Source organism: Chthonobacter albigriseus, from assembly GCF_013839445.1.
Classification (GTDB): domain Bacteria; phylum Pseudomonadota; class Alphaproteobacteria; order Rhizobiales; family Pleomorphomonadaceae; genus Chthonobacter; species Chthonobacter albigriseus.
Genome location: NZ_JACDIT010000005.1, coordinates 65,981 through 79,164, shown reverse-complemented (window position 1 = coordinate 79,164; position 13,184 = coordinate 65,981). Strand labels below are relative to the sequence as shown.

General features: G+C 66.2%; 16 protein-coding genes. 11 read left to right on the top strand and 5 right to left on the bottom strand.

The features are described from left to right. Positions 1-31: 31 nt before the first annotated feature. The 7 genes from HZ321_RS14300 (at position 32) to HZ321_RS14270 (ending at position 5,999) form a co-directional block, all read left to right on the top strand. Positions 32-712, top strand: a complete 681-nt coding sequence (locus tag HZ321_RS14300) for a hypothetical protein (protein ID WP_181703062.1) — start codon at positions 32-34, stop codon at positions 710-712. After that, positions 709-1,530 (top strand): ABC transporter permease, encoded by an 822-nt coding sequence (locus HZ321_RS14295; protein ID WP_181703061.1) that lies wholly within the window; start codon positions 709-711, stop codon positions 1,528-1,530. The genes HZ321_RS14300 and HZ321_RS14295 overlap by 4 nt, the downstream gene beginning before the upstream one ends. Beyond that, positions 1,527-2,339, top strand: a complete 813-nt coding sequence (locus HZ321_RS14290; RefSeq protein WP_181703060.1) for an ABC transporter ATP-binding protein — start codon at positions 1,527-1,529, stop codon at positions 2,337-2,339. The genes HZ321_RS14295 and HZ321_RS14290 overlap by 4 nt, the downstream gene beginning before the upstream one ends. Then, positions 2,336-3,541 (top strand): agmatinase family protein, encoded by a 1,206-nt coding sequence (locus HZ321_RS14285; RefSeq protein ID WP_181703059.1) that lies wholly within the window; start codon positions 2,336-2,338, stop codon positions 3,539-3,541. Before HZ321_RS14290 ends, HZ321_RS14285 begins: the two co-directional genes overlap by 4 nt. 2 nt (positions 3,542-3,543) lie before the next feature. Further along, entirely contained in the window at positions 3,544-4,071 is a 528-nt protein-coding gene (locus HZ321_RS14280; protein ID WP_181703058.1) for a hypothetical protein, read from the top strand. Positions 4,072-4,099: 28 nt separating this feature from the next. After that, positions 4,100-4,675: a HupE/UreJ family protein gene (locus HZ321_RS14275; RefSeq protein ID WP_181703057.1), complete on the top strand. Its 576-nt coding sequence runs from the start codon at positions 4,100-4,102 to the stop codon at positions 4,673-4,675. A 283-nt stretch (positions 4,676-4,958) separates the two neighbouring features. Then, positions 4,959-5,999: an LLM class flavin-dependent oxidoreductase gene (locus HZ321_RS14270; RefSeq protein ID WP_181703056.1), complete on the top strand. Its 1,041-nt coding sequence runs from the start codon at positions 4,959-4,961 to the stop codon at positions 5,997-5,999. A 167-nt stretch (positions 6,000-6,166) separates the two neighbouring features. On the opposite strand, the gene HZ321_RS14265 is transcribed toward HZ321_RS14270, so the two are convergent. Continuing rightward, complete coding sequence (locus HZ321_RS14265) at positions 6,167-6,358, bottom strand: CsbD family protein (RefSeq protein WP_181703055.1); 192 nt, start codon at positions 6,356-6,358, stop codon at positions 6,167-6,169. A gap of 103 nt (positions 6,359-6,461) precedes the next feature. Continuing rightward, a complete protein-coding gene (locus HZ321_RS14260) occupies positions 6,462-7,493 on the bottom strand; it encodes a L,D-transpeptidase family protein (RefSeq protein WP_181703054.1) in 1,032 nt (343 codons plus the stop codon). Between the two features lie 333 nt (positions 7,494-7,826). On the opposite strand from HZ321_RS14260, the gene HZ321_RS14255 reads away from it, so the two are divergent. Together HZ321_RS14255 and HZ321_RS14250 are read left to right on the top strand one after the other, a co-directional pair. After that, complete coding sequence (locus tag HZ321_RS14255) at positions 7,827-8,177, top strand: hypothetical protein (protein WP_181703053.1); 351 nt, start codon at positions 7,827-7,829, stop codon at positions 8,175-8,177. 128 nt (positions 8,178-8,305) lie between these two features. Beyond that, complete coding sequence (locus tag HZ321_RS14250) at positions 8,306-9,853, top strand: glutamate-1-semialdehyde 2,1-aminomutase (RefSeq protein ID WP_342343853.1); 1,548 nt, start codon at positions 8,306-8,308, stop codon at positions 9,851-9,853. A gap of 31 nt (positions 9,854-9,884) precedes the next feature. Here the strand turns inward: HZ321_RS14250 and HZ321_RS14245 are convergent, their stop codons facing one another. From HZ321_RS14245 to HZ321_RS14235, 3 genes are all read right to left on the bottom strand, one after another. Further along, positions 9,885-10,139 (bottom strand): DUF2312 domain-containing protein, encoded by a 255-nt coding sequence (locus HZ321_RS14245; protein ID WP_181703052.1) that lies wholly within the window; start codon positions 10,137-10,139, stop codon positions 9,885-9,887. A 198-nt stretch (positions 10,140-10,337) separates the two neighbouring features. Beyond that, positions 10,338-10,643 (bottom strand): DUF1244 domain-containing protein, encoded by a 306-nt coding sequence (locus tag HZ321_RS14240; protein WP_181703051.1) that lies wholly within the window; start codon positions 10,641-10,643, stop codon positions 10,338-10,340. Beyond that, on the bottom strand, positions 10,640-11,455 hold the full coding sequence (locus HZ321_RS14235) for an N-formylglutamate amidohydrolase (RefSeq protein WP_244635877.1): 816 nt from the start codon (positions 11,453-11,455) through the stop codon (positions 10,640-10,642). The genes HZ321_RS14240 and HZ321_RS14235 overlap by 4 nt, the downstream gene beginning before the upstream one ends. A 153-nt stretch (positions 11,456-11,608) precedes the next feature. Here HZ321_RS14235 and HZ321_RS14230 point away from each other — a divergent pair, with 153 nt between their 5' ends. After that, positions 11,609-12,502, top strand: coding sequence for a DMT family transporter (locus HZ321_RS14230; RefSeq protein ID WP_181703049.1), 894 nt, complete (start codon positions 11,609-11,611; stop codon positions 12,500-12,502). 201 nt (positions 12,503-12,703) lie between these two features. Beyond that, positions 12,704-13,183, top strand: a complete 480-nt coding sequence (locus HZ321_RS14225; RefSeq protein WP_425305405.1) for a DUF1036 domain-containing protein — start codon at positions 12,704-12,706, stop codon at positions 13,181-13,183. Position 13,184 lies beyond the last annotated feature (1 nt).

Here is a 13,184-nt window from a genome sequence, read left to right as displayed (position 1 = left end):
ACCGGCTCCCGGGCCGGCGGCGGTCGCCCCGATGTTTCGCGGATTGTGGCGCCGTCTCTCCATCGAATGGGGAGACGGGCGGGGCGACGTGGCGACGACGGTGTTCTGGCTGCAGACCGAAGCCTGGTACTGCGACATCCGCCTTCCCGTCCCGCGGCCGGCGGCCGGCGCTCGCGGCTTCGCCGACCTGACCGTCGCCGACGCGGTCGCCCTCGCCGGTCAGGAGGCCTTCGCCGGCGTACTCACGGTCGAGGGCGACGTGTGCACCTGGGCCCGGCAGATCGACTTCGCCCCTACCGGCGTGATCGATCGCGGACACGCCGCCCGCCGCGGCCGCATGTTGGTCGAAACGGGCACCGATGCCGCCTACGTGGAGCATTGGTGGCAGGACATCGAAGGCCCGCTCCCAACGCTTGAGGCTCTGCAGACGCCCGCGACCGGAGCGATCGCAGTTCGCGTTGGCGACACCGTAATGACCGCCATGGACCGTCGGCCCGCTCGCCCTGCACCGGGGATCCTTGCCGAGAAGGCCGCCGAGGCCGCGGGGCGGGGAGATGCCCGCGCCCTCGCCGATCTTCTCGACTGCGAAGTCGCCATGGGCACATTGGGCGCGAGCGGGACGGATTGGGTGGTGGAGCTCTCAACCCTTCCTTGGCTGGTCGGCGAGCGGCGACAGTCTCCGTTTCCCCCGGCTGCGGGAGATGCCGCATGAGGCTCGTCAACGCAAGACCCGGCCGCGGCAGCTCGCTTGCTCTCGGCGCCCTGCCCATCCTGCTCGTGCTGGGCGCCTACGTCTACGCATCGGCGCAGAGGCTTTCCGCCAACCCCGACGACAAGCTGCTGCCCTCCATCCCCCAGATGTGGCGGGCCTTCCTCGCGCTCGCCACCGAGCCTGAAAAACGCTCCGGCGACATTCTGCTCTGGTCGGACACCCTGGCCAGCCTCGAACGCCTCGGTATCGGCGTCGGTGCGGCGACCTTGTCCGCGCTCACTCTGGGTATCGCGATCGGGTTCATCCCCCGTATCCGCGCGACGCTGGGCCCCTTCGTCGCCGTCCTCTCCGTCATTCCACCCCTCGCGGTCCTGCCGATACTGTTCATCGCGCTCGGCCTCGGGGAAGCGTCCAAGATCACCCTCATCGCTCTCGGCATTGCCCCCGTGATGATCCGCGATATCGCCGGCCGGACCGCCGACATCCCGGAAGAGCTCATCGTCAAGGCGCAGACGCTGGGCGCCTCGACCTGGGCCATGATCATCCGCCTGGTGTTGCCGCAGGTACTGCCCCGCCTGCTCGTGGCAGTCCGGCTGCAGCTTGGTCCGGCCTGGCTTTTCCTGATCGCTGCGGAGGCGATCGCATCCACCGAAGGCCTCGGCTACCGGATCTTCCTGGTCCGCCGCTACATGGCGATGGACGTCATCCTTCCCTACGTCGTCTGGATCACCCTGCTGGCCGTCCTGATGGACTGGATCCTGGCGCGCCTCTCGATTTCCGCGTTCCCCTGGGCGCATCCGCGGGAGGCGGGCCGATGAGCCGTATCGAGGTTCGCGATCTCGAAAAGCGCTACGACGACGCCGTCGTCCTTGAGCGCATGTCTCTCACTGTGGAGTCCGGTTCCTTCTGCGCGCTGGTCGGAGCATCCGGCTGCGGCAAGACCACCTTCCTGAAGATCATCCTCGGCCAGGAGCAGGCCACCAAGGGCACCTTGACGATCGACGGCGCACCAATTGCTCCCGAGCCGGATCCCGACCGCGGCATCGTCTTCCAGCGCTACTCGGTGTTCCCGCACCTCACAGCCCTCCAAAACCTGATCCTCGTTGCCGACTTCAAGGCGGCGGGGCCATTCGCACGAACCTTCGGCGTGCGCCGGAAGGAGGCGCGGGTCGACGCCGAGGCCCTGCTGGAGCGTGTTGGCCTCGCCCACGCCCGCAACCGATACCCCGCCGAACTCTCCGGCGGAATGCAGCAGCGGCTCGCGATCGCACAGACCCTGCTCGGCCGCCCGAAAGTGCTGCTGCTCGACGAACCCTTCGGCGCCCTGGATCCTGGTATCCGCGGCGAGATGCACGATCTCCTCCGCGAGATCTGGGACGAGACCCGCATGACTATCCTGATGGTCACCCACGACATCTCGGAAGCGTTCAAGCTCGCCGACCGGATCCTCGTTTTCGACAAGATCCGCCGCGATCCGCAGGCCCCCACGGCCTATGGCGCCCACATCGCCCATGACGTTCCCAACAACCCTGCCAAGCCTCCCGTCGCCGGAGACTTGGCCCGCGTCGCCAGGAGCCTTGGTGCCCGCGACAATCACCCCCATCAACCCGAGGGAGAAAGCCCATGAGACAAGAACCAACAAGAGCCAGCCGTCGGGCCGGCGCCGCACCGCTGCGAGAGCGCCTGCGTCGCCACCATCCGAACTTCGCGATGAAGGAGATGCAGGGCTGGAAGTCCATCGAGGCGGAAGGCCGCCTGCCGGAGGACGGCTGGCGGGCCGAACAGAAGTGGGCCCTGGAGATGGGCCTGCCCGGTGCCGACATTCTGACCGACAAATCGATCCCGACGTTCGCGCGCGGCGAACTCCCCCATTTCGCCGGCATCAACACCTTCCTGAAGGCTCCATACGTGGAGAACGTGCGGGACGTCGGCCGCTATGACGCCGCGGTGATCGGCATCCCCTTCGACAGCGGCACCACCTACCGCCCGGGAACGCGTTTCGGACCCCAGGGCATGCGGCGCATCTCGGCGCTCTACACGCCCTACAACTACGAGCTCGGCGTGGATCTGCGCGAGCAGATGACGCTCTGCGATGCCGGTGACGTCTTCACCATCCCCGCAAACCTGGAGAAGTCGTTCGACCAGATCACCCGCGGTGTCAGCCATGTCGCCTCATCCGGCGCCCTGCCCGTGATGCTCGGCGGCGACCATTCGATCGGTTTCCCCTGCGTTCGCGGCATCGCCGACGTGACCTCCAAGCGCATCGGCATCATCCATTTCGATCGCCACATCGATATCCAGGAAAAGGATCTCGACGAGCGCATGCACACGACGCCCTGGTTCTGGGCGACCAACCTCCCGAACGTCTCGGCCACCAACCTCGTCCAGCTCGGCATCGGTGGCTGGCAGGTACCCCGCTACGGCGTCTCGGAAGCGCGCAAGCGCAACACCAACGTCATGACCATCGACGACATCGAAAAGGTGGGACTGGAGAAGACCGCCGAGATCGCGCTCGAACTCGCCTGGAAGGACGCCGACGCGGTCTACATCTCCTTCGACGTCGACAGTGTCGACTGCGGTTTCGTCCCCGGCACCGGATGGCCCGAGCCGGGCGGCTTCCTCCCCCGCGAGGCGCTTAAGCTCCTCGGTCTGGTGAGCGCGCCGGGGATCTGCGGCCTTGAGGTCGTGGAGGTCTCCCCGCCCTACGACACATCCGACATCACCGCCCTTCTCGGCGTGCGCGTGGTCGTGGAGGCCCTCGGCTCCATGGTCGCCCACGGCACGCTCGGAAAGCACAAGTCCATCATCGACAAGCCGGTGAGCTTCTGACCATGCATCGCGGCCACGATCACCACCACGGGCACGACCACGGCCATGCCCACAGCCATGTCCACCACCCAGAACCCGGACGCGTCGGTCACAACGCGCCCGGACCCAAGTCCGTGCAGTGGCAGACGCCTCATCTGCCGCACGGACACGCCCATTCCGCCGAGGATCCGCGCACCGTCGACCTCGACCTCGTCGAGACTGCCTTCCTGGAGGGTTTCGGTCGCGCACCGGATCCGGTCAGCTTCCTGCGCCTCGCCGGCATTCCCTTCGTCGGCGAGACCGGCGATGGCCAGCGGCTCCACCTGCTTCGCGTCCAGACCGAGGATGTCGTGGACGTTGGTGCAGTGATGCCGCTGGTTGGCGGCGACGGGGTCCGTTACGACCCGCTTCCGGCCAAGATGACGTCCCGTCGCCGACGCCTGTCCTTTCTCTATCACGACGGCCGGGAGGTCATCCGGCTGGGCTTCATGGAGGCCCGCTCCTTGCATGACCGTTCGGACGCAGCACGCATCGAAATCGCTGGCCACTGACGCCGCACCCACTCCAGGAGATCACACGATGAAGAGGATGCTCGCTCTCACCGCCGCGGCGCTGCTGGCCCCAACGGCCGCCTTCGCCCATGGAAACGCCGATCACGTCCACGGAGCCGTCGAAGGCTTCGCCCATCCGTTCACCGGCGCCGACCACTTTCTCGCGATGGTGGCCGTCGGGATCATCGCGCTGTCGCTCGGCGGCCGCATGGTGCTGGCGCTGCCTGCCGCCTTTGTCGCGGCCATGGTCGCCGGTGGCGCCCTGGGCGCTGCCGGGTTCGGCGGTACGGGCATCGAAGCAGGCATCGCCGTGTCGCTCGTCGCGCTCGGCGCGATCCTGGCCGTCGGCCGTAGGCTCCCCGCGGTACCGGCCTTGGCAATGGTTGCCTTGTTCGGCGCCTTCCACGGCGCGGCACACGGGGCCGAGATGCCCACCGACGCGTCAGGTGTTGCCTTCTTCGTGAGCTTTGCACTGGCGACCGCTCTGCTCCATTCAGGCGGCGTCGCGCTGGGCGTCGCCGGCCGCCGCAACGCGGTCATCCTGCGCGCCACCGGAGCGGTCACCGCCGCGCTCGGAGTCGCGACGCTCGTCGGCGCGGTGTGATCCACGCTTCGGCGCGACTTCAACGCGGGACGGTGCAGCCACCGTCCCGCCTTCCGATCCCAAGGAGCGGCCAGTGAAAGCGCGCGAGGCGATCCGCCGGTCCTGGGCTCGTGTTCGGCGCGTCCTTTACCGCCTGCTCGCGCTTCGTGCAGGGCGTCTCTGACCGGAACACGTTGCGGGTGCCGGTCCCATTCCCGTTCCACCAATCGACGACGTCTCCCGGCGACCGTATAGAGTCGCTGAGTTCGCGGGGAACGGGCCTGCGTCCGACGTCGGAGGCTGCATGGAAATCGGGATCTGCACTTTCGTGGAAGCGACGCCGGATCCCCAAACCGGTGCGGTACTGTCAGGCTCGAAGCGCCTGAAGAACCTGATGGAGGAGATCGAGCTCGCCGACAGTGTCGGATTGGACGTCTTCGGCATCGGCGAGCATCACCGGCCGGACTACATCGTCTCGTCGCCCGCAGTCGTCCTGGCGGCCGCTGCCGCACGAACCAAGCGCATCAAGCTCACCAGCGCCGTCACCGTCCTGAGTTCGGACGACCCCGTCCGGGTCTTCCAGCAGTTCGCGACGGTGGACCTCCTGTCGGAGGGCCGCGCCGAAATCATGGCCGGCCGTGGATCCTTCATCGAATCCTTTCCGCTGTTCGGTTACGACCTGTCCGATTACGACCGCCTCTTCAGTGAGAACCTGGACCTTCTGCTGCGGATCCGCGGTCAGGAGAAGGTGACCTGGCCCGGCGGACTGCGGCCCGCCATTCCCGGCCTCGGTGTCTACCCGCGTCCGGAACGCGAGCTCCCCGTTTGGATCGCAGTCGGCGGAACGCCCCAGTCGGCCGTGCGGGCCGGTGCGCTGGCGTTGCCGATGATGATCGCCATCATCGGCGGCCAGCCCGAACGCTTCGGCCCCCTGGTGGACCTCTACCGTGAAGCCGCCCGAAGGGCCGGCGTGGATCCGACCCGGCTGGCGGTCGGCGTCAACACCCACGGGTTCATCGCCGACGATGCGAGGGAGGCGGCCGACGTCTTCTTTCCACCCTACGCCGAGACCATGGGGCGAATCGGTCGCGAACGCGGATGGTCCGGCCTGTCGCGGAGCGCCTACGACGCCGCGCTCGATCTGCGCGGTCACCTCATGGTCGGCGACCCCGACCAGATCGTCGAGAAGATCCTGTTCCACCATCGGATCTTCGGCCATGACCGGTTCCTGATGCAGATGAGCGTCGGGACCGTGCCGCACGAGCGCATGCTGCGATCGATCGAACTGCTGGGCACGGTGGTTGCGCCGCGCGTCAGGGCGGCGCTTGCAGAGCGCTCGTACTGAACGAAAAAGCCCGTCGCCCTGGTTCAGGACGACGGGCAAGGCCGCGATCGAGAATGGATAGGCTTGGGTGGAAGCCAGTCCGTTCGCGCACCTTCACATTCGAATATTCAGCGTCACACGAGCGTGACAGCGTCGGTCTGGGTCTGTCGGCATGCCGCGTCGAGACGTCAGAGCTTGTCGACGGCGGTCTTCACAGCGTCCTTGGCCTTGCCGACCACCTGCTGGCCTTCGCCCTTGCGCTCCTGGAGGTGACCTTCCGCTTCCAGGGCAGGATCGTCCGTGGCCCGGCCCACACCCTGCTTCAGGTTGCCGACAGCCTCATTGGCCTTGCCTTTGATCTTGTCGCTCATGCTGCCCATGGCAGTCTCCCTTCACGGTTGGCGGCTCAGTAGCCGTGATGGGGAAACGATCAGCCCGACCTACTCGTTCCGTCGAGAAGGACCTTGAGCGGACACAGAGCGGTTACGAGCCGCGGGATACCCCGTCGAGCGGGCGGTAGGGGTCGGCAAGCGCCGCATCCGGGCGGCTGACCGGAGCGCGCTCGGACGTCATGGACGCGAGCTTCTCGGGACCGGATTGCCGGAGGATGGCCCGGAAGCTGGGGTGCATGCCGCCGTCCACATACGACATGGACGGAAGCGCGACCGACTGGGCGAGCGCCGCTGCCGCTGCAGCATCCTCCTGCTGCTTCCTGGCTACTGCCGCGGCAATGGACGGATCCACCTCAAGCGCCGGACAGGGTGCGAGCGGATCCAGGGTCGAGCCGTTGGCCACGTTGAAGACGTAGCGTCCACCGCAGGCCGAGACGCGCGGCTCCTGCCTGGTCAGTTCGAAGTGATCGTAGCCGTCCTTCAACGACGCCCAGAACGCCATGTTCGGATCGTCGCGATGAATGGCGAGATTGTCCGCCGTCATCCGGAACGGATAGGACTGGACCTGGAAGGCCGTCTGGCCGCCGCGGAACGCCTCCCGCGCCACTGCATAGATCTCCCCCGCAGCCTCGTCCGTGACGGCGAAACATCCAGACGAGGAGCATGCGCCGTGGATCATCAGCGCCTCTCCGTTGAAGCCGAGGGCGGCCTCCAGGCGGTTGGGGTACCCGAGATTGAACGACAGGTAGTAGCGGCTGTCTGGGTTCATCTGGCCGTAGGCCACGGAATAGAAACCCTCCGGCGCTTGCCGGTCGCCCTTGGCCCGCTTCGGCCCGAGTTTCCCGGACCAGCGGCAGATCGGGTAGGTCTTCAGCAGCGCATAGCGACCGGCGCGGTCCTGCTTCCAGACCTCCAGTTCGCTCTCCTGCTTGAACAGGCGCACCAGAATGGGCGAGCCCGCGTCCATGCTCTTGGCGTTCATGGTGCCCATGAGCCGCGACGGGATCGGCTGGATGCTCCGCTCCGACTGGGCGAGCTCGTAGTCGAAGGCCGAACAGCCGGCCAATCCAAGCGTGAAGGAGAGGATGACGGCGAGCGTCTTCGCGGAAGTCGGACGGTTCAAGAGGATCTGCCCCGAAAATCCCGAAAGGAACCGGCGCGGACGCCGGCTGCACCGATGTGGCCCGCAACTATGCCCATTTCACGGCAGATGCACCATCCCCGCCGTCGAAGCCGTTTGGCCAGTTGTCGCTAGCGACTCGACTCCGGCCGGCAGTTCTCTAGAATTGCGTACGACGGGTACCGGTGCCATTGCGCACGCATCAGAAGCAATGGCCGTCGGATTCGAGTTACCATTACCGCAAGTGAGGGAAGACAAGTTCCTCGAAGTGACACATCATGATCGTTCGGGCCGTGTAGCCGTGGTGTTGTGCAAGCGCTGGGAGGAACGGGCGACGTGGCAAGCCTTGATCGAGCTGTGGAGATTGCGGGGAGCGCCCTTGCCGGTCGTCTTGATCCGAGCGGCGCGATACTGATCGACCGTTGCTTCGAACTGGCTGGGGAGGTCACGTCGGAGAAGAGCAAGACAGTCGCGATCCTTTATTTTGTTCTTGAGAATTGTCCGGAGTGGACCATCGACCGGTACATGGCCGAAGGGTTTGAAGGCCGGGTCATCGAGGCGCTCCACGCCTTGACCACCGCGGCGGCCGACGAGGCGAGTTCGACATCGGCAGCAGCCCGCGATCCGACTGCCCGGCGCATTAAATGGGGCGCGAAGCGCGTCGCGGCCCGGCCGCACCAGCTCTAGGCTGGGTCGGAAATACTGAAGTCATCATGCCTCTCGCCGCGATCAATGATGGTCGAGGCAGTTTGGCGAAGCTATAACGTAGGCGTTGCTGTATGAAAAACGATCGAGGAACATTCCAAGTCGGTGACGTGATCGGTCAAACGATCAGCGGAGAGGTCTTCGAGATCGAGATCATCGAAGTTCTTCCGGCCGCCTACATCTTTCGCATGGTCGAGTGGGGTGACACTTGCCCGAACGGGGAACCCAACAGGTTCACCTCGGAGGTGTTCAGCGACCCCACCCTCAAATTCTGGCGCCTGCAGCGCCGAACGCGCCCGGTATCGGACACGCCCATCACCCAGTCGGCCGGCGCGAACCGCTTCGTCCGGTCTGCGGGTCTGCGCAGAACGGCTCACAAGTTGATCCCCGGGGGCGCTCATACCTACGCCAAGGGCGACGACCAGTATCCCGTGCTTGCGCCTGGCTTCATCGCCCGGGGTGCGGGCTGCCACGTCTGGGACGTCGATGGGAACGAGTTCATCGAGTATGGCATGGGCCTGCGCGCCGTGTCGCTCGGACACGCGTATCCGGCTGTCGTGGACGCCGCCTATCGCCAGATGCAGTTGGGCACGAACTTCACCCGTCCGGCCGACATCGAGGTGGCCTGCGCTGAACGGGTGCTGGCGCTGGCGCCCGGCGCCGAGATGATCAAGTTCACCAAGGACGGCTCGACCGCCGTCTCGGCAGCCGTTCGTCTGGCGCGCGCCTATACCGGGCGAGACAAGGTCGCCATCTGCGCCGATCACCCCTTCTTCTCCTACGACGACTGGGCGATCGGAACCACGCCGATGCGGGCCGGCATCCCCCGGGAGATCGTCGATCTAACTTGCACCTTCCCCTACAACGACTTGCCGGCTCTGGAGGCACTGTTCGCGGCAGAGCCCCACGCGATCGCCGCGGTCGTCATGGAGCCGACCAAATCCATCGATCCGCCGGCCGGCTACCTGCAGGCTGTCCAGGATCTCTGCCGACGCCATGGCGCGCTGTTCGTACTCGATGAGATGATCTCGGGTCTCCGCTGGCCGTCCGGCTCGGCCCAGCGCCATTACGGCCTCGAGCCGGATCTCTGCACCTTCGGCAAGGCGATCGGCAACGGCTTCGCTGTCTCCGCCCTCGCAGGAAAGCGCGAATTCATGCGCCTTGGTGGATTGGACCACGACCGCGAGCGTGTGTTCCTGCTGTCCACCACCCACGGCGCGGAAACCCATGCCCTCGCTGCAGCGATCGCCGTTCTCGACGTGGTCGAGCAAGAGCCCGTCATCGACACCATGCACGAGCGCGGCGCCCGCCTCCGGGAAGGCGTCGAGCAATTGATCGAAAGGCATCGGCTCACCGGCCATGTCGAGATCATCGGCCGGGACACCAACCTCGTCTTCGCGACCCGCGATGCGGACAAGCGGCCTTCTCAGGTCTTCCGCACCCTGTTCATGAGCGAACTGATCCGGCGCGGCATCCTGGCGCCGTCCTTCGTGGTCAGCTACTCGCACACGCAGGAAGACATCGACCGCACCATCGAGGCGGTCGACGGCGCTCTGGCGGTCTACAGGATCGCCCTCGATATCGGTCCGGACGGCGTCCTGTTCGGGCGCCCTGTCCAGCCCGTGTTCCTGAAGATGGGGAACCTGGCAAAGGCTTGACCGCCCGCTGCGGACAAGCCCTCGCCCACCGTCACGCCATCCCGAGCGCGCTCTTGTAGAGCTCCAGGATCGCCTCTTCCTCTTCCCGCTCGTGCGGCTCCTTCGAGCGAAGCCGCACGATCGCGCGGATCGCCTTGACATCGAAGCCGCGGCCCTTCGCTTCCGCATAGACGTCGCGCACGTCGTCCGAGATCGCCTTCTTCTCTTCCTCGAGGCGTTCGATCCGCTCGATGAACTGCTTCAGCTCCTCGGCGGCGACCCCGGTATCGGCCACATCTGCAACCATGACATCCTCGTTCGGTGGCGGGGAACCATCGGTCCGCACGCCGACGGCGGGCGTGGCGGCCGATTCCCCATGAGCGATTGGCGACGTCGTTTGGGCGCGGCGCCTTGGCGCGGCCCGAGCTTCCACCCGGGCCGGATCGGGGGCCATGGGTGCCCCAGGAGCGGCCGTCCCGTCAACCGATTCGGCAGCGTCCCGGCTTTAATGCTTTGGCCGGTTCACTTCGAACGCGGCACGCTGCTCCGCGCTCGCTTCGCGCTGGTTCTGCGCCTGCCAGTCCGCATAAGGCATGCCGTAGATCAGTTCGCGGCTCTCGTCCTTGCTGACCGCAAGGCCCTGGGCCTCGGCCGCGTCCTTGAACCAGTTCGCCAGGCAGTTGCGGCAGAAACCCGCCAGGTTCATCAGGTCGATGTTCTGCACGTCCGGGCGGCTGCGCAGATGCTCGACCAGACGTCGGAAGGCGGCCGCCTCCAGTTCGGTGCGCGTGGTGTCGTCGATGGGGCTCATGCGGTCACTCCAGGGGGCAATGCGCGTTGAAGCGCGCGCGAACCATAGGTCCGGATCGTATGCAGATGGGGATCGGCGAGGATCGGAGCCAGGCAGTCGTGCAGACGGTCGGCCCAGGCATACGCGGCGGCTTCCTCCGCGATCAGATCCTGGCGGACCTCGATCAGGGTATGGGCGAAGCCGCGCGCCGTCCCGTGGCGATAGAGCGTGTCGTTGAGCAGCGCGCCGTCGTAGGGTTCGTTGTCGCCGACGACGAGGTCGCCTGCCGCTCCGAGCGCGTCGATCAGCGGCCGGTTCAGCCGATCGTCCGTGTCCCAGAGCACCCCGACGTGCCAGGGGCGCGGCACCCCCTTCCAGGCATCCGTGAAGGAATGGATGGAGACGATCACCGGAACCGTTCCCCTAGCCGCCATCGCATCCAAGGTCTGGTTGATGGCGTGGTGATAGGGACGATGGAAGCGGTCGATGCGCGCCTGTCTCTCGACGTCGTCGATCCGCGCGTTGCCCGGTACGACTGCACCATCCGAGAGCCGCATCACCAGCGTCGGATCGTCCTCGCCTCGGTTGGGATCGATCAGGAGCCGGGAATACCGGGTCAGCAACGCGGGCGCCCCGAACCGCGCGGCGAGCCGCCGGGTGATCCACGCCGCGCCGATGTCATAGGCGATGTGGCGACTGAACTCGGAGGCCGGAAGTCCGAGGCTGCCGTAGGCTTCGGGCAAGGCGTTCGACGCGTGGTCGCAAATCAGCAAGAGCCCGCCGGAGAGGGAGCCATCGATAAATTCGATCGGGTCGAAGGGGGCCGGTGTCATACCGTTGGAAAAACTAGGTGACGTCATGGCGCGGAAGAATACGGGCTCCCGACGGGGCTTGCCATAGCAATCGCCGGCGCGCACCATCCGCGCACATCAGCGCCCCGCGCTCGACCTCAGACCCCTGCCAACAACCGGTTGCTCCCTCCCGTAATGTCCGCGTCCGAACCCGCCGTTCTCCCCGGCCAGCCGCGCGCCGTCGCCGCGCTCTTTGCCCTTGTCGCCGGGGCCCTCGCCATGGGCGTCTCACCGGTTATGGTTCGGCTTGCCGACGTCGGCCCCTATGCCAGCGCGTTCTGGCGGGTCGCGCTCGCCATGCCCCTCCTCTGGGCCTGGGCTCGCAGCCAGGACGACGGCGGGACGATCGCCCGCGCCTTCGGCAGCCGCGCTGTTCAGACCGCCGGCGTCATCTTCACGGCCGATCTGTTCTTCTGGCATCTGGCGGTCATGAACACCACCGTCGCCAATGCCACATTCCTGGCGACGACGGCGCCCCTGTGGGTGGTTCTCGGCTCCTGGTTCCTGATCGGCGAGCGTGTCGAACGCTCCGTGTTCCTGGGTCTCCTTCTTTGCGTCGGCGGCGGCGCGGTCCTCCTCGGCAGCTCCTATTCCCTCACGCCGGAGCATCTGCTGGGAGACATCTACGGGGTCGCCACGAGCATCTTCTTCGGAACCTACTTCCTCGCCGTCCGCGTCGCCCGCCGTACGACCTCCGCCGCCACGGTGACCTTCATCTCCTCCGCGATCACGTCCGCCGTCCTCCTGGTCGTCGCCCTCGTCATGGAGCCGACGATCCTCCCGTCGTCGTGGAACGGGTTGGCGATCCTGCTGGCGCTCGCCTTCATCAGCCATGCCGGCGGCCAGGGACTGCTGGCCTACGCGCTGGGGCACCTGTCTGCAGCCTTTTCGTCCCTGGTCATCTTCATGGAGGCCATAGCGGCAGCCCTTGTCGCCTGGGTGGTTCTGGGCGAGCAGATCGGCCTGCCGCAACTCGTCGGTGGCATTCTGATTTTGGCAGGGATCTTTATCGCAAGGCCGCGCTCGTGAGAGGCTGCGGACACGAGCCGAGTCGAAAGCCCGCGGCCAACAGCGGTGCTCGAGGACTGAGGGGGAACGCGTGATGCCAGCTATCCATGCATCTTACGCAGATCTAATCGCGATTTATCCTCCAGTCATGCGTCTGGTCATGTTGACAGTGCGTGATGCCCCACGCCATAAGTCGGGCGCTCAAGAATGACCTCGCCAGGGATGACGATGCAGCGCAAAGTTGGGGAGCGAAGGCAGAAGACCTCGCACCGGCTGGCGCGACACCTGCTCACCATCCTGACCGGAACGCTCGTCGGACTTGGGCTGACGACGACCGCGGCCCTGGCCGACCTTCGCCTCTGCAACAAGACCGACTCCACCGTTTCGGTGGCGCTCGGCTACAAAGGCAAGGAAGGCTGGAGAAGCGAGGGCTGGTGGAACATCGAGGGCGGCAAATGCGGCCCGCTTCTGACCGGGGCCTTGGGATCCCGCTACTATTACATCTACGCGGTGGACTCGCGGCGCGGTGGCGAGTGGAGCGGCAAGGCCTTCATGTGCACCCGACGTAAGATGTTCACCATCCAGGGCATCGAGGATTGCGTCGCGCGGGGATATGAGCGCACCGGCTTCTTCGAGATCGACACCGCCGAACAGCGTAGCTGGACCATCCACTTGTATCAGCCCACCAAAGAGGGGAACTAGG